Source organism: Acidovorax sp. (assembly GCF_016783915.1).
Classification (GTDB): Bacteria; Pseudomonadota; Gammaproteobacteria; order Burkholderiales; family Burkholderiaceae_C; genus Acidovorax.
In genome coordinates this window covers 16541-32418 of record NZ_JADHVT010000016.1, presented here as the reverse complement: position 1 = coordinate 32418, position 15878 = coordinate 16541, and the positions used below count along the sequence as shown (strand labels likewise).

Below are 15878 nucleotides of genomic sequence, written 5' to 3'. Positions count from 1 at the left end.
GGGTCAACGGGTTCGGGCACCCATCTCCTGGCTTGCTTGACCTGCATCAAGCAAAACCAGTCACGGGGCCACAGCGGGCTGCAGCCGCAGCAAGCGCCCCTGTGGGCTGTCGGTCAACAGGTACAGCAAGCCGTCTGGCCCCTGGCGCACATCGCGAATGCGCTCGCCATTGCCTTGCAACAGCCGTTCCTCTTTTTGCACCTTGCCACTGGCCACTTCCAATCGATGCAGGGTGCCAAACTTGAGTGACCCGACGAACAAGCTGCCCTGCCACGCCGCGCCGTAGCGCGTGCTGGTCAGAAATGCCATGCCCGAGGGGGCGATGGACGGCGTCCACTGGTGCAGCGGCTGTTCCATGCCCGCGCGGGTTGTGCCCTCGCCCATCTTTCCGCCGCCGTAGTTCTCGCCGTAGGTGATCACAGGCCAGCCGTAGTTGCGCCCGGGCTGGGGCAAATTGATCTCGTCGCCGCCCTGGGGGCCATGTTCGTGCATCCACAGCTTGCCGTCGGGGCCTATTGTGGCGCCCTGGGGGTTGCGGTGGCCGTAGCTCCAAATCTCGGGCAAGGCGCCGGGTTGCTTGGCATACGGGTTGTCGGGCGGCACGGCACCGTCTGGGGTGATGCGAATGACCTTGCCATGGTGGTTGTCGAGTTTTTGGGCGTCGTCCTTGCGCTGGTAGCGCTCGCCCAGCGCCACAAACAGGTTGCCATCTCCCGCCTGCGCAATGCGGCAGCCAAAATGCAGTGCGCTCTCTACCTTGGGGCGCTGGCTGAAGATGACCCGCACCTCTTGCAGGCGGCTAGCGTCGGCCGACAAGCTGGCACGCGCCACCGCTGTGCTGTTGCCTGCCGAGCCACCCGCTGCAGGCTCTGCAAAGCAAAAGTAGATGCGGCGGTTGCGTGCAAAGTCGCTGTCGGTCACCACGTCCAGCAGGCCACCCTGCCCGCCCGCCGCCACCGGCGGCACGCCAGCCAACGCAGGGCCCACCTGCCCGGTCGCGCTGACCACGCGCAGGCGGCCGGGTCGCTCCGTCACCAAAAACTGCCCGCCTGGCAAAAAGGCCACCGCCCACGGATGGGCGAGGCCGCTGGCCACGGGTGCCAGCGACACCGCTGCTGCGGGAATCGGTGCGTTTTGAGCCTGGCTGCCTGCATGCGCCCCAGCCACTATCAAAAATATAGCAGCCCGTGCTTTATTCACTAGCGCCACCCGCGGATTTGATTTCCAACCCATGCTCTCAAGCTCCTCATGGCCTGTGTCCCGGCCACCGGCAGCACCTGGGCGGTGCAAAGCCGGTCTGGCGCGCGTCCTGCAAGCTGCTTTCGCATCTGAAAAACCAAGGCTAATCCATTTATCTGAATCAAATCAACAGCTTGCAAAAACGCTTATTTTTGATAAACAACCGTACCGTGTTACCCTTCGCCCCCATGTCCAGATGGTTATGTATTCTCATCCTTGCCTGCGCCACCGCTGCGCATGCTGCGCCCCAGGGCACCAATTCTGACGATATGGACCGCTTGCTCGCGGACAAAGGGCTTTTCACCCGACTCGAAGACGTGAGCCACAAGGTGGCTGACAAGGCCCAGACCGTGGCAGGCCGCGCGGGGGATCTGGTGGTCAACGCCATGGGTTTTTTGGGCGTGCCCTACAAGCGCGGCGGCAACAGCGCCGAGACCGGCTTTGACTGCAGCGGCTTTGTGCGCGCTATCTATGAGCAGACTGTGGGCCTTCTTCTGCCACGCCGTGCCGATCAGCAGGCTGCAGCCACCCAGATCATCGACAAGAAAGAACTGCAACCCGGCGACCTGGTGTTCTTCAACACCATGCGCCGCAACTTCAGCCACGTGGGCATCTACGTGGGGGATGGCAAGTTCATCCACTCGCCCCGCAGCGGCTCGGAGATCCGGGTGGAAGACATGGGAATGGCCTACTGGGCCCGCCGCTTCAACGGCGCACGCCGCGTGACGCCCGGCGAGGGCGTCGACAGCGCCCAGGCACCCCAGACGCAAAAATAAGCGCGTGACCACTGAGGGCGCTGCGCCCTCATGTGTGCATCAGGGCTTGATCACATACACCGTCTCGGTGCTGCGAACCGGGCCGCCGCTGATGTTGACCGGTCCCGCAGATGGATCGCCCCGCAACAGCGCCTTGGCAGCCGACATATCGGCCTGGTAACGCGCCCGGGCTTCGGACTCGCAGCCCTTGCGCTGCACTGTCGGCATGGTTCGGCACTCTTCCAGGCTCACCTTGAGCCCACCCCCCGCTTCACGAATTGCCGACTGGTAGCGCTGCTGGGGCGTGGTGTCGGGCACCGCACCGCGCGCTAAAGATGCCTCGTCGCTCTGCGCCTGCGCGGCGGTGGGCCATGACAGTGCACCGCCCAAGGCCAGTGCAGCAACCAGAATGGCTGCAGGGCGCGCCAGGAAGCGCTTCCACGCGGGGCTGTTCCCCACAGGAGTTGGCGCAGCGGAGAGCGAAAACAAGGGGGCGGATGACGTAGTGAACATGGTGGGTACACCTTTCTGTCTGTAGTGGGGCAGGCAGCGGGGGCGATGCGAGAAGTCTTGCGCACACCCGGCCAGCCCTTGGGACAGCCCACTGTAGCCTTGGGCTGGACCTGATCAGCGCCAGCACGGGCCGCGCTACCATGTCGGACACCACCCACAGGGCGCTGCCATGCACCACACCCCCGCACTGCCACCCGACACCGAGACAGCGCACGACAAAGGCTATCTCAAGCGCCTGCTGTCAGAGCGCAACCAGACCCCCGCCAGCGACACCGGAGCGATTGACGCTGCCATTGAGCAGGCTTTTGTGCGCAGTGTTGCCATACTGGTGCTGGACATGTGCGGCTTCTCCCGCATCACCCAGCGCCACGGCATCATTCACTTTCTGGCGATGATCCACCAGATGGAGCAGGCAGCGCGCCCCGCTATCGAGGGCAATGGCGGTGAAGTCATCAAGCAGGAGGCGGACAACCTGTTTGCGGTATTCGCGACACCCGAGCAGGCCCTGGAGGCCGCGCTGGACACCCTGCGCGCCCTGAGTGCCATGAACACCGTGTTGCCGCCCGAGCGGGCACTGAACGTGAGCGCAGGCATAGGCTTTGGCCCCACCCTGGTAATTGCACGCGAAGACCTGTTTGGCCCGGAGATGAACTGCGCATGCAAGCTGGGCGAAGACATTGCCACGGCCAACGAGATCCTGCTCACAGAGGCCGCCTGCGCCAGCCTGCCTGCGGGCCGCTATGTCTGTGCCCGCACCGACCACCAGATATCGGGCATGGAACTGCATGCGCACCGCTTTGAACGATGCCTTTTCGAGCGCCCATTGCATCCATGGGGCTCCAGGGCTTTCAGCGGCACCACACCTGGGGGACGCTGACAGGGGGCATTGTCCGACAGCGATTTGACTACCTCATCTGTAAAGTGACTCAATCGTCTGAACCAACTATCAAGGGGAAAAACATGCTGTCACTGCTTGGGATGCTACTGATTGGTTTGGTGGTGGGGTTGATTGCCCGTGCCATCAAACCCGGGGACGACAAACTGGGCTGGATCATGACGGCGCTGCTCGGTATTGCAGGCTCGTTCCTGGCCAGCTATGTGGGCATGGCAATGGGCTGGTATGCCCAGGGTGACAGCGCTGGCTGGATTGCCTCTGTGCTGGGAGCTGCCGCACTGCTGGTGGTCTATAGCCTGGTCAAAAGCAAATCCTGAGCGGCAGTAGCGCCCGCAGAACCGGCCGCCACCCGATCCCTGAATCACACACTGGATCACCCACTTTCACCACCCATTCAACCTCCATCACCTTGTCACCCATGCCCACCTCATTGCAAATGGCCGCTGGAGACCCTGAACTGGCCGCGGTTGTACGCCGCGCACGCAAGCTGCTACACCGCCGCGCCATGGTGGCGGCGGCGGCCAGCGTGGTGCCGGTGCCGGGGCTTGACTGGGCGGTCGATGCCGCCCTGCTCTCCCGCCTGATCCCTCAGATCAATACCGAATTCGGCCTGTCGGCAGAGCAGATCGACCAGATGGACCCGAAAAAGCGGGAGCAGGTGCAAAAGGCCGTGGGCCTGGTGGGGTCCGTGCTCATCGGCAAGCTGATCACCCGCGAGCTGGTCATCCGTGCCACCCAGACAGTGGGGCTGCGACTGAGCACCAAACAGGCAGCCAAGTACGTGCCCCTGGCAGGCCAGGCCATCGCAGCCACCATTGGCTACGCCACCTTACGTTACCTGGGCGAGCAGCACCTGCGCGACTGCATCCGCGTGGTGCAACAGGCGCAGTTGCGACTACCGCCGCCGGTGGCCTCTTCAGCGGCCAAGCGCTGACCCCCAATGAACCGGCGGCAAAAAGCACAAAGGGCCCGAGAGGGCCCTTTGTGCATCGTTACGGACTCACACTGACGTTGCATCAACTGGCCGAGCAGACAAAGCTGCTGGCGTCTTCCACACTGCCCGAGCCCTTGTACTTGGCAAACTGCGGGTAGGGGCACAGCGGACGCGTGCGGTTGGGAAAGTCTGCGTTGGTGGGCAGCGCCTTGGCCGCGATGCTTTGTGGGGCAATGCCCTTCTCTACCCAGTCCACCATGGTCTGGATCGAGTCGAAGTTGTCGGTGGCCGGGCCGCCCGAGCAGTGGTTCATGCCCGGCACCAGGAACGTTCGCGCAAAGTTCTGCGTGGCCGCCATGCCGCCGTTGTTGGTGGACAGGCGCTCATAGTAGTCGATGGTGTCAAACGCCGAGAAGATCGGGTCGGACATCCCGTGGATGAACAACAGCTTGCCCCCGCGCCGCTGGTAGGCCGCCAGTTTGTCGTCGGCATAGGTGTCGTAGACGGCAGAGTACGCGGCCATGCGTGCGGGGTCGGTATCAAAGTTAAAGGCCAGCGGGTTGAACGAGAGATCGGGCGGCGTGAAGAACTCGTTGACCAGGGCATCCACCATCAGCGTGATGTAGCGTGCGTCGGGGGTGGCCGTGGTCGAGTTACCCAGTGTCCAGGACCGCCAGCCAGGAGCCGCCAGTCCGGCATCCCAAGGCTGGCCCGTATACAGCGCCTTGCCCGCAGAGTTGCGGGGCCCGGCAAACACGCTCTTGAGCGCACCCACCTGGGCGGACGACAGGCAACTGTCGGTCTTGCTGCCCGCGCATTGCAGCACGCTGGGGTCAAACGCCTTGCAGGCGTTGACGTTCTGGGCCAGGCCGTCCACCACGCCGTCGGCCGCGTCGCAGCGGGCATTGACCGCATTGGCCACCAGTTTCAGGTCGGTGTTGCTGAAGGCGCGCGACAGGATGCGGTTGCCACTGGCGTCTTGGGGCGCAATGGCGTTGAACTGGATGGTGTTCCACATGGCGGCCACCGTGGCACCGCTGGACACGCGCATGGCGGGCGCTCCGGCGGTGATGCCGTCAAAGTAGTCCGGGAACCGCTGCGAGAACATCATGCCGTGGCGCCCGCCGCCGGAGCAGCCAGAGAAGTAGGAGTAGTCGGGCTTGCGGCCGTAGCGCGTGCTGATGAGCGACTTGGAGGCCACGGCCGTCTTGTCGTAAGAGTTGTAGGCATGGTCGGTGCGCGCCTGCGGGTCGGCGCCAAAGCTGGCGCTGGTGCCGGTATGGCCCGCATCGGTGGACACCACCGCAAAGCCCTGCCCCAGTGGCGATGGCGTGCCGCCCGAAATGCTGGAGCTGAGCGAGGTGTCGCGCAGGATGCCGTCGTTGCCGCCCCCGCCGATGAACAGAAAGCGTCCGTTCCAGCGGTCGGGCAGGCTCAACTGAAAGCCGATCGCATAGTTCTTGCCATCCACACCCACACGCGGGTTGATGGCACCTGTGACCACACAGTGCCCGGGCAAAAAGTCGCCCGTGGCAGCGCCACCGGGGCGGCGCGTGCCCGGTGGCACATAGCTGGTGGACAAGTTGGTGTTGCTGAGCTGCGCGTTGGTGCTCAATGCGGCGCAAGCGGCGGCCGGGTTGGCGCTCTCGGTCACCAGCACAGCGTTGCCGCCGCCGCAGGCACTGAGCAATAACGGCAGCAGCACGGCGGCGGGCAGCGCAACGCGTTGCGCGATGGGGGTATCCAGCGAAAGGGATGGCATGGTGGTCTCCTCGGTTGATCGGTCTTGTGGGGTTGAACCATTGGCGCAGCAACGCCTGGCGACGGCCGTCAGGGCGTCGCTGAGGAAGGTGCGCGGATTTTTTGAAAATCGAAGGGCGTTGCCCCTATCACCTGGCGCCGCCCTGCGAGCGGAATGCGTAGCGCCCGGCAATAACTGGGCAGTGCCGACTCAGTCGGCCTTGAAGCCCGTGGCGGCCACTGCCTTGCCCCAGGTCACCGTATCGGCCGCGATGATGCGGGCGAACTCCTCGCGGTTGGTGCCCGTCACGCGGAAACCAGCCTCTTCCATCTTGGCCTTGCCCTCGGGCGACTGCACGGCCTTGATGATGTCGGCGCTCAGCTTGGCGACGATCTCGGGGGGGGTCTTGGCCGGGGCCACGATGCCAAACCAGGAGTTGAACTCCAGGCTGGGGTAGCCCTGCTCCTTGATGGTGGGTACATCGGGCAGTGCGTTGGACCGGGTGCCGCCTGTGGTGCCCAGCGCCACCAGCTTGCCTGCCTTCACGTTGGGCGCAGCCAGACCCACGCTGGCGAATACACCCTGCACGTCGCCGCTGAACAGGCCACCCAGCGCGTCGGTGGTGTTCTTGTAGTGCACGGGTTCGGGCTTGAGCTTGACCGCCTCGCCAAACATGAAGGCGCCAAAGTGCCCCGGGGTACCCGCGCCAAAGGTGGCCAGGAACAGGCCCTTTTGCTGCTGGGTCCATGTTACAAAGTCCTTCACATTGCGCGACGGCACCTTTTGCGGGTTGACCAGCAACGCGAAGTCGGCGGTGACCACCTGGCTCACGGGTGCAAAGTCCTTTTGCGGGTCATAGGGCAGCTTGTTGTAGCTGCTGGGCGCAATGCTCAGCTGGCCGGTTTCCCCCAGCATCAGTGTGTAGCCATCGGGGGTGGCACGCGCGGCCTCGGTCGCGGCGATCAGGCCACCGGCGCCGGGCTTGTTGTCCACGATCACGCCCAGGTTGCCCCAGCCTTCCGACAGCTTCTGCGCCAGCAGCCGCGCCACGATGTCCGGCCCGGTGCCCGCCGGAAAGCCCACGATGATGCGCACCGGCTTGTTGGGGTAGCCCGCCGTCTGCGCCAGGGCGCTAGCGGCAGGGGCCAGGCCCGCCACCACCGTGGCTGCCAGGCAGACGCTGCGCAGGGCATGCCGACGAGAGAAGCGGCGGGACAGGGTGCGGGTGAGCGTGGAAAAAGAGGTCATGACAAGGTCTCCAAAGTGTTGTTGTGTGCTGTGTCGGTCATCAAAAAATGAAATACGGGACTGCTGTGCGGCTACATCAGCTCCCAGAACCGCATGGCTACTGCATCGGGAAACCTCGCACCCGTGCCCGTGAACATGCGCTCCCCGATCCATCGCAGTGCGGGAGACGCTGTCTCGAACTGGGGGCTGCAGCGAAAGTAGATCTGCGCCGGGTCCACCACCTCGCCACGCACCAGGCGCGCCATCAGCTCGGGCGGGCCGGACCGCACGGCGCGGTTTTGCACATAGATCAAGTCGCCGCCATCCGCCTCCAGCGTGTAGCGCGCGTCCAGCTCGGCCAGGGTGTCGCTCACGATGAGCTGAAAATCCGCCCCGCCGGGCATCACCCGGGCCTGCCAGCCATCGCCCTGGGCCTGCCCGCCCAGGATAGGGATGAGCCGGCGCAGGCCGTGTACGGTGCGGCCCACCTCCTGGGGCACGCCCACCTCCACGCGCAGGTCGGCAAAAAATCGCAAACTGGGTTCCACAAAGGGCACGGGTTCGGTCATGGGCTCCATCTTTCGGGTGTCTGGCAGGCAAGGGGCCAGGGGCGGCGTGCACCCAGCCTGCTTGCGGGGTTGCACCTAGCGTAAATCCCGTGGCGCTTGACCCCTGTCATCCCTGAAGATGACAGCAATGACCACGCCCACCCGGCACAACCCCCGCAACCCATGAGGCACTGGCTCCCTGCAAGCACCTCGGGCGGCGGCATCTCGCCCAGCCCCAACCTCACGGGCTCGGCACTGGGGGCCCTGGTTCATCAGCTGGGCGATGACGGGTTTGCGTGCGGCATGCTGCAAGAGCTGGCCCCCGTGTTACCTGCCGCGTCGTGGTCGGTGTACCGCACCGGGCGCCATTGCAAGCCCACCTTGTTCATGTCGGCCAGTTACGGCATTCCCGACACCACGCAGGACTGCTGGTGGGCCTACCTGTCAGGCCCCTACCGCACCGACCGCACCTGGGGCCGCTCGCTGGATGAAGCGGCTCCGGCCGAATCGCCCACCCAGTTGTGCCACCTGACGGCCCCCGAGGTGGACGCAGAACACCGCGCCCGCGTATACGAGGCCCATGGCGTGGCCGAGCGGGTGTCGGTGGTCGAACACGAGAGCGATGGCTCGGTCTTTGCCGTCAACTTCTACCGCCACCAGCACCAAAAGCCGTTCCAGGACCGGCAGATCAGCGACTTTGAGGGCATGGCCCCGGTGCTGCTGGCGCTGACCCGCAAGCACATCGCCCTGGCCCAGCGCCCCGGGGTGTTGCAACCCGCACTGCAGCCCCCGACACAGGCCACGGCCCCCGCGCTGTCCCACAGCCTGCCCGCGCTGCGCGAACGCCTGCTGCGCGCCCACGCGGGGCTGACCGAGCGCGAGCTGGACGTGTGCGCCCGCCTGCTGCAAGGCATGACGCAGGAGGGCATTGCCTGCGACCTGGGCCTGAGCCTTCCCACCGTCAAAACCTACCGCAACCGCGCATTCAGCCGCCTGGGCATCCACTTTCGCAACGAGCTGTTTGCACTGGCGCTGGGCACCCAACGCAGCGTTTAGACGAAAGGGCACGCCACGCATGGGCACAATGCCAGCCCATGCCCAGCCTGCCGCAGCCTCCCGCCCCAACAACGCCCCCCGCAGGCCGTGCCCACGTGGTCGCGCAATGGGCCCAGGCCCTGCGCAACCGTGCCGACAGCGCCACCCTGCGGCAGCTGCCCCCGCTGACCGACGCCGAGGCCGCGCAGGTCATGGCCCAGCTGCGGGACGATGGCAGTAGTCTTGCAGACATCAGTCCGGCGTCGGTTCTGCCCGATGGTGTTGTCCCCGGCCACTTCCGCCCGCGCATCACCCTCATGACGCTGGGCCGGGGCGATGGCCTGCTGGGCCTGCAACCCCAGGGCAAGCTGGGGCCGCGCGGCGACAGTGTGACGCTGGTGCGAATTGACTGGACCTACCGCACCGACGATGGCACCACCTGGCAGACGCCGGCCCCCGCCTCCATCCTCAACGCGCGCCCGGCCCCGGTGCAAGACCTGTTCGACACAGGTGGCCCGGTGGTGCGTATGCAGCGCAACCTGGCCGCCGAGGCCGACGCCATGGACCGCGTGTGGGACCTGGGCCTGACCCCCGTGGACCCCAAAAGCCTGCAGTGGCGCCACCGCGCAGCCGCTGCCACGCTGGACCCCGTGTGGACGCTGGCGCAGGAGGCGCACTTTGGCGACTTCTGGGCCGACGTGGTTCCCCAGTTGCGAACCGAGGGCTGGAGCGTGGTGGTACACCCCGGCTTTGCGCATGAAAGCGTGCCCGTGTCGCGCTGGAAGCTGGTCATCGCCCCCGACACTGGCGAGCTGCTGGGCAAGGAAGTGGACGGCCCGCTGGCCGCACGCGAACGCCCCGTCCAAAAGCTCATGCTGCCCGAGCGCGAGGGCGCCTGGCTGCTCAGCCTGGGCATAGAGATCGACGGTGAAACGCTGGACCTGGCCCCCATGCTGGCCGACCTGCTGCGCCGCGACGCCCGCTGGCTCAACGCGCGGCAGATGGCCGCCATCGATGACATCGCCATCATTTCGCTGCGTGCGCCCGGCGGCAAACGCATCGAGGCGCCTGCCGGGCCACTCAAGGCCATCGTGGGCGCCATGGTGGACTTGCTGACCGACCCCACCCGCAAACAGCTGAAAGACGGCGACCCGCTGCGCCTGGGCGCCTGGGAGGCCCGCCGCATCGAGGCCCTGCGCGCAGGACTCGTGCAGGTGCACCGCGTGGGCACGGTGAACGGCTGGAACAACGACTGGCAGTTGCAGGGCGACGCGGGCCTGGCGCAGCTCGCCAAGCGCCTGCGCTCTATCGGTGCGCCCCAGCCGGTGGCCGCACCGCAGGGCCTGCAGGTGCAGCTGCGCCCCTACCAGCTTGAAGGCCTGGCCTGGCTGCAGTACCTGCGCGCCCAGGGCCTGGGCGGCATCCTGGCCGACGACATGGGCCTGGGCAAAACCGCACAGGCGCTGGCCCATGTGCTGACCGAAAAGGAGGCCGGGCGGCTGAAGCGCCCGGCGCTGGTGGTGCTACCCACCTCGCTGCTCTTCAACTGGCAGGCCGAGGCCGCGCGCATGGCGCCCAGCCTGCGGGTGCTGGCACTGCATGGCGCCGACCGTGGCAAACGCTACCTGCACATCGCAGACCATGACCTGGTACTGACCACCTACCCGCTGCTCTGGCGCGATGTGGACGCGCTGGCCGCCGAGCCCTTTCACTTGCTGATCCTGGACGAGGCCCAGATGGTGAAAAACGCCGGCAGCCGCAGTGCCCGCGCCCTGCGCAAGCTGCAGGCGCCGCACCTGCTGTGCCTGACCGGCACACCGCTGAAAAACCACCTGGGCGAGCTGTGGGCGCAGTTCGACTTTTTGATGCCTGGCTTTCTGGGCGATGTGCGCAGCTTCAACGCCCGCTGGCGCAAGCCCATCGAGGAAAACGGCGAAACCCTGCGCGCCCAGCTGCTGTCGCAGCGTGTGCGCCCCTTCATCCTGCGCCGCCGCAAGCAGGACGTGGCCACCGAACTGCCGCCGCGCACCGAAACCATCCTGCGCGTGCAGCTGCAAGGCAAGCAGCGCGAGCTGTACGAGGCCGTGCGCACCACGGCCGACAAGCAGGTGCGCCGCGCACTGGAGCGCCAGGGCTTTGAAGGCTCGCAAATCGCCATCCTGGACGCGTTGCTCAAGCTGCGCCAAGTCTGCTGCGACCCACGATTGGTCAAAGGCATACAACAAAGCCCCCACGCTCCGCCGCTGCGCGGGTCGCTGCCCCCCGAGGGGGACGCTTTTTTGCCTTGGGGCGGCCCAGCGGCAAAAAGGACGGCCCACTCGATGGAGCGCGCCAAGCTCGAACTGCTGGCCGACCTGTTGCCCGCCCTGGTCGATGAAGGCCGCCGCGTGCTGGTGTTCTCGCAGTTCACCGAAATGCTGGGCCTGGCAGCCGAGATGCTCGACAACCTGGCCCTGCCCTACCTCACACTCACCGGCCAGACGCCCCCCCGCCAGCGTGGCGCGGTGGTGCGGCAGTTCCAGTCGCAGGACGCAACCAGCGCCCCCATCCTGCTGGTCAGCCTCAAGGCCGGGGGCCTGGGCCTGAACCTCACGGCCGCCGACACCGTGATCCACCTGGACCCCTGGTGGAACCCCGCCGTGGAAGAACAGGCCACCGCGCGCGCCCACCGCATCGGGCAGGGCCAGCCGGTGTTCGTCTACAAGCTGGTGGTGGAAGGCAGCATCGAAGAACACATGCTGGAGCTGCAGGCCCGCAAGGGCGCGCTGGCCCAGGGCGTGCTGGGGCACGATGCCGAAGGCGCAGTCAAGTTCAGCGAGGCCGACCTGCACGCGCTGCTGGCCCCCTTGACCGAACCGGCCAACAACCCGCTGGGCATACCCAGCGAAGACGCGCTGCGCTGGGGTGGCACGGGCAAACGGCGGCCCCGGCCGCTGCAGCCTCCCGAGCTTTAGTTTTTGAGCCTTTCTGGCCTATAGCGCATGTAAATCATGCGCTGACAGCTATCAATAAATGAGCGAATAGTTGGAAAATGGCGTGCGCCTAAAAAGCGCAGAATTCAAAAGCAAGCTTCGGAGTGCGCCCCAAGCCCCCCATCCCTAGAGTGCATGGCATCGCAACCCACCTTGTGAGCCATGCACCATGATGAATGTGAACGCCCTTCCCCACAGCGCCACCATGCCGACCCGCAACCCCACCTCTGCCAAGGCCGCGCAGGCCACCACCACCCAGGCCGACCCACGCTGGGCCGCAGTGGTGGCACGCAGCGCGGCGGCGGATGGAATCTTCTGGTATTCCGTGCAGACCACGGGCGTGTACTGCCGCCCCAGTTGCGCGTCGCGCACGCCACGGCCGGAGAACGTGCGGTTCCATGGCAGTTGCGACGACGCCGAGCGCGCCGGGTTTCGCCCCTGCCAGCGCTGTAAGCCGCGCCAGACCAGCGCGCTGTCGCACCACGCAGCACTGGTCACAGAGGCCTGCCGCATCATCGAAAGCGCATCGCCCGGTGAAGCCCCCACGCTCGATGCACTGGCGGCGCGGGTGGGGCTGAGCCCATCACACCTGCACCGCATCTTCAAGCATGCCACCGGCCTCACCCCCAAGGCCTACGCGGTGGCCCAGCGTGCCCAACGGCTGCGCAGCGCGCTCGACAACCAGCCCACGGCCTCGGTAACCGATGCCATCTACGGTGCGGGCTACCAGTCCAGCAGCCGGTTCTACGAACAGTCGGCCCAGGTGCTGGGCATGAGGCCCAGCGACTACCGCGCAAGGGGTGCGGCGCAGGACATCCGTTTCGCCATCGGACAGTGTTCGCTGGGCGCGATTCTTGTGGCACAAAGCGACCGGGGCATCTGTGCAATCTTGCTGGGGGACGACCCCGAGGCGCTGTTGCATGAGTTGCAGGACCGATTTGCGCAGGCCCACCTGATCGGGGGCGACGCTGCGTATGAAGCCCTGGTCGCACAGGTGGTGGCGTTCGTCGAGGCCCCGGACCTGGGGCTGAACCTGCCGCTGGATGTACGTGGCACGGTGTTCCAGCAGCGGGTGTGGCGGGTGCTGCAAACCATTCCCCCAGGGCAGACGGCCAGCTACGCCGAAGTGGCTCAACGCATCGGCAGCCCCAAGGCTGTGCGCGCCGTGGCGCAGGCCTGTGCAGCCAACGCGCTGGCGGTGGCCATCCCCTGCCACCGGGTGGTGAAAAGCGATGGCGCGCTGTCGGGCTACCGCTGGGGCGTGGAGCGCAAAAGGGCGCTGTTGACGCGTGAATCCGCTACGGAGCCCACCCAGCCGCTGGTGGAGAAGGTGGCATGAGCGCTGTGGCACCTCCCACACCAGCCCCCGCCGCAGATGGGGCTTGGCCCCAGCGTGCGGCCGCCATCGACTGGCATGCCGCCACCGAGGCCCTGCACCTGCAAGGCAACGCAGTGCTGCCCCAGCTGCTGGACGCCACCGAATGCGCCGCGCTGGCCCGGCTGTATGGCCATGCGGGTGAGACTACCTTTCGCAGCCGTGTGGTGATGCAACGCCATGGGTTTGGACAGGGCGAGTACCGGTACTTCAGCTACCCGCTGCCCGACGTGGTGGCAGGTCTGCGCGAGGCACTCTACCCCCACCTGGCCCCCATCGCCAACCAGTGGAACTCCGTGATGGGCATCGACGTGCGCTACCCCGCGCGGCATGCCGACTTCATTGCCCGCTGCCACGCCGCAGGCCAGGTGCGCCCCACCCCTTTGCTGCTGCAGTACGCCGCTGGCGACTACAACTGCCTGCACCAGGACCTGTACGGCGAGCATGTGTTTCCGCTGCAGGTGGCCATCCTGCTGTCGCAGCCAGGGCGCGACTTCTCGGGCGGCGAATTCGTACTGACCGAGCAGCGCCCGCGCATGCAGTCGCGGGCCGAGGTGGTGCCGCTCTCGCGCGGCGACGCCGTGGTCTTTGCCGTGCACCACCGCCCGTTGCAGGGCACGCGCGGGCCGTATCGCGTGCAGATGCGCCACGGTGTGAGCCGCTTGCGCAGCGGTCAGCGGCACACGCTGGGCATCATTTTTCATGACGCAGAGTGACGACGTTCGCGGTGGCCGTCGCATGCTGCACCATCGCCACGCATGACCAATGCCATGACCGCCAGCCTGTTCGATGACCCGCCCCAGCCCGCCCAGCCACCCGAGGTGCTGGAGCCCGGCGCCATGGTGCTGCGCAGCTTTGCGCTGAGGCAGGCCACAGACTTGCTGGCTGCGGTGCAGCAGATCACGTCTCAGGCACCCTTCAGGCATCTCATCACGCCCGGTGGCTTGCGCATGTCGGTGGCCATGACCAACTGCGGTGCACTGGGCTGGGTGAGTGATCGCAGCGGTTACCGCTACGACCCCATCGACCCAGACAGCGGGCAGGCCTGGCCCGCCATGCCACCGCTGTTTCGCCAACTGGCGCTCGATGCTGCGGAAGTAGCGGGCTTTCCGGGCTTTGCGCCCGATGCCTGCCTGGTCAACCGCTATGAGCCGGGCACCCGGCTGTCGCTGCACCAGGACCGCGATGAAGGCAACTACGCCCACCCCATCGTGTCGGTGTCACTGGGCGTTCCGGCGATGTTTCTGTGGGGCGGCGCGCAGCGGGCGGACAAGACCCGTCGTATTGCGCTGCTGCACGGCGACGTGGTGGTCTGGGGCGGGCCCGCGCGGTTGCGCTTTCATGGGGTGTTGCCTTTGCCACAGGCGCACCACCCGCTGACGGGGGCCCACCGCATCAACCTCACCTTCAGAAAGGCCGGTTGAGGTCGTCTCAGCGACCCTGCTGAAATCAACACGTGGCGTAGCCGGTCCAGCCGCCAATGGACGCCAGCAGCTTGTCGGCCTGGGCGCGCCCCTTCAGGTCCTGGGCGATGGTGAGCTGCCGCCCACCCCGCAGCTCAGCCACGATGCGGAAGTACGCTTGGCGGTTGCCGTTGCTTTCGACCGTGTAGCTCTCCACCACCCGCAGCCGGGCAATGTCGTGCGGGGGCACCTGGTGCCAGCGCAGCATCAGGCCCAGCAGGCGCCGCTCGGTGCGCAGGCCGGTGTGGTCCAGCTGTACGCGCAGGCTGTTGGCCAGGGCATAGAAGCTGGCCAGCAGCACCACACCGCCCACACCGCCAAACAGCAGGCGGAACAGCCACGGCGCCATATCGCCCGATGATTCCTGCTCCCAGGGCACCAGCGCCCCGACGGCCAAAAACACAGCCCCCACCAAGGCCAGCGCCAGTTTGAGTCCCCACCATCGGCCCGCCGGAAAGTACATGGCCACCCCGCCGGGCGTGCGCTCCACCCGCCCGGGCATACCGGCTGTCAGTGGCTGGGCGCTGCCGCCTGCACTGCCCCGCGCGGCCCGGGCTGGGCGCAGCACATGCACCAGCAGGCCCACGCCCACACCGCCAAACACCACCACAAACACCATCTTCAGGGCCAGCAGGCCGGGCCGCAGGCTGCGGTCAATGACTGCGTCTGCCGGGTCAGACGGACTGACCCAGACCTGAACGGGCGCGCCATCGCGCAGTGCCTGCTCCAGCCGCGCACCCAGCGCTTCCTGAAAATCGCCCACGTTGTCGCCCCCGCCACTGATCGCCACACGGTCCCCCTGGTACTCACGCCCCGCCATCTGGTAGCGGTAGCTGGCCTTGACGGTGTACGAGCTGGATTTGCTGCTGCGGCTGGTCTCCAGGCGCGCCGCCACCAGCGTGGCGGGCACGGGCTGCCACCACTGCATGCGTGCCCAGTCGTACAGCGTAGGCAACACGCTGAGCAGCAGCATGCCCACGCCCACCGCTGCAAATGGCAGGGCAAACAGGCCCAGCAGCCAGCCCCCAGCGCGCTTGCCGCCACGGGCAGCCGGGTCGCGTGCACCCTGCGCATGGGTTGAGGAAGAGCGTCTTGTCATGGACAAAGTTCAGGGCAAATGAGACAACAAACCGACGCGGTGATGGCCCTGGTGAGTGCCGCCACATGCGGCCTGGACCGGT

Annotated in this window: 15 protein-coding genes; 9 read left to right on the top strand and 6 right to left on the bottom strand. The window is 66.5% G+C overall.

What is annotated here, in order from left to right; genetic code table 11:
- Positions 1–60 precede the first annotated feature (60 nt).
- A complete protein-coding gene (locus ISS20_RS05565) occupies positions 61–1233 on the bottom strand; it encodes a PQQ-dependent sugar dehydrogenase (RefSeq protein WP_291434525.1) in 1173 nt (390 codons plus the stop codon).
- 194 nt (positions 1234–1427) lie between these two features.
- Here ISS20_RS05565 and ISS20_RS05560 point away from each other — a divergent pair, with 194 nt between their 5' ends.
- Entirely contained in the window at positions 1428–2015 is a 588-nt protein-coding gene (locus ISS20_RS05560; RefSeq protein ID WP_291434523.1) for a C40 family peptidase, read from the top strand.
- Positions 2016–2054: 39 nt separating this feature from the next.
- On the opposite strand, the gene ISS20_RS05555 is transcribed toward ISS20_RS05560, so the two are convergent.
- A complete protein-coding gene (locus ISS20_RS05555; protein WP_291434521.1) occupies positions 2055–2507 on the bottom strand; it encodes a hypothetical protein in 453 nt (150 codons plus the stop codon).
- 169 nt (positions 2508–2676) lie between these two features.
- Here ISS20_RS05555 and ISS20_RS05550 point away from each other — a divergent pair, with 169 nt between their 5' ends.
- The 3 genes from ISS20_RS05550 (at position 2677) to ISS20_RS05540 (ending at position 4336) form a co-directional block, all read left to right on the top strand.
- Complete coding sequence (locus ISS20_RS05550) at positions 2677–3384, top strand: adenylate/guanylate cyclase domain-containing protein (RefSeq protein WP_291434518.1); 708 nt, start codon at positions 2677–2679, stop codon at positions 3382–3384.
- 83 nt (positions 3385–3467) lie between these two features.
- Complete coding sequence (locus ISS20_RS05545) at positions 3468–3719, top strand: GlsB/YeaQ/YmgE family stress response membrane protein (protein WP_291434516.1); 252 nt, start codon at positions 3468–3470, stop codon at positions 3717–3719.
- Positions 3720–3820: 101 nt separating this feature from the next.
- Positions 3821–4336 (top strand): hypothetical protein, encoded by a 516-nt coding sequence (locus ISS20_RS05540; protein WP_291434514.1) that lies wholly within the window; start codon positions 3821–3823, stop codon positions 4334–4336.
- A gap of 82 nt (positions 4337–4418) precedes the next feature.
- Here ISS20_RS05540 and ISS20_RS05535 read toward each other — a convergent pair whose 3' ends face one another.
- The 3 genes from ISS20_RS05535 to ISS20_RS05525 all read right to left on the bottom strand — a co-directional run bounded on the left by ISS20_RS05535 (position 4419) and on the right by ISS20_RS05525 (position 7873).
- A complete protein-coding gene (locus ISS20_RS05535; RefSeq protein WP_291434512.1) occupies positions 4419–6098 on the bottom strand; it encodes a tannase/feruloyl esterase family alpha/beta hydrolase in 1680 nt (559 codons plus the stop codon).
- Positions 6099–6287: 189 nt separating this feature from the next.
- Positions 6288–7325: a tripartite tricarboxylate transporter substrate binding protein gene (locus ISS20_RS05530; protein WP_291434510.1), complete on the bottom strand. Its 1038-nt coding sequence runs from the start codon at positions 7323–7325 to the stop codon at positions 6288–6290.
- Between the two features lie 71 nt (positions 7326–7396).
- On the bottom strand, positions 7397–7873 hold the full coding sequence (locus tag ISS20_RS05525) for a DUF3237 domain-containing protein (RefSeq protein ID WP_291434508.1): 477 nt from the start codon (positions 7871–7873) through the stop codon (positions 7397–7399).
- Between the two features lie 162 nt (positions 7874–8035).
- Here ISS20_RS05525 and ISS20_RS05520 point away from each other — a divergent pair, with 162 nt between their 5' ends.
- The 5 genes from ISS20_RS05520 (at position 8036) to alkB (ending at position 14658) form a co-directional block, all read left to right on the top strand.
- Entirely contained in the window at positions 8036–8908 is an 873-nt protein-coding gene (locus tag ISS20_RS05520) for a LuxR family transcriptional regulator (protein WP_291434506.1), read from the top strand.
- A gap of 38 nt (positions 8909–8946) precedes the next feature.
- Entirely contained in the window at positions 8947–11841 is a 2895-nt protein-coding gene (locus tag ISS20_RS05515) for a DEAD/DEAH box helicase (protein ID WP_291434505.1), read from the top strand.
- Between the two features lie 223 nt (positions 11842–12064).
- A complete protein-coding gene (gene ada, locus ISS20_RS05510) occupies positions 12065–13198 on the top strand; it encodes a bifunctional DNA-binding transcriptional regulator/O6-methylguanine-DNA methyltransferase Ada (RefSeq protein ID WP_291434561.1) in 1134 nt (377 codons plus the stop codon).
- Entirely contained in the window at positions 13195–13950 is a 756-nt protein-coding gene (locus ISS20_RS05505) for a 2OG-Fe(II) oxygenase (protein WP_291434503.1), read from the top strand. The genes ada and ISS20_RS05505 overlap by 4 nt, the downstream gene beginning before the upstream one ends.
- 54 nt (positions 13951–14004) lie before the next feature.
- Positions 14005–14658, top strand: coding sequence for a DNA oxidative demethylase AlkB (gene alkB, locus ISS20_RS05500; protein WP_291434559.1), 654 nt, complete (start codon positions 14005–14007; stop codon positions 14656–14658).
- Positions 14659–14683: 25 nt separating this feature from the next.
- Here alkB and ISS20_RS05495 read toward each other — a convergent pair whose 3' ends face one another.
- Entirely contained in the window at positions 14684–15796 is a 1113-nt protein-coding gene (locus ISS20_RS05495; RefSeq protein WP_291434501.1) for a DUF3592 domain-containing protein, read from the bottom strand.
- Positions 15797–15878 lie beyond the last annotated feature (82 nt).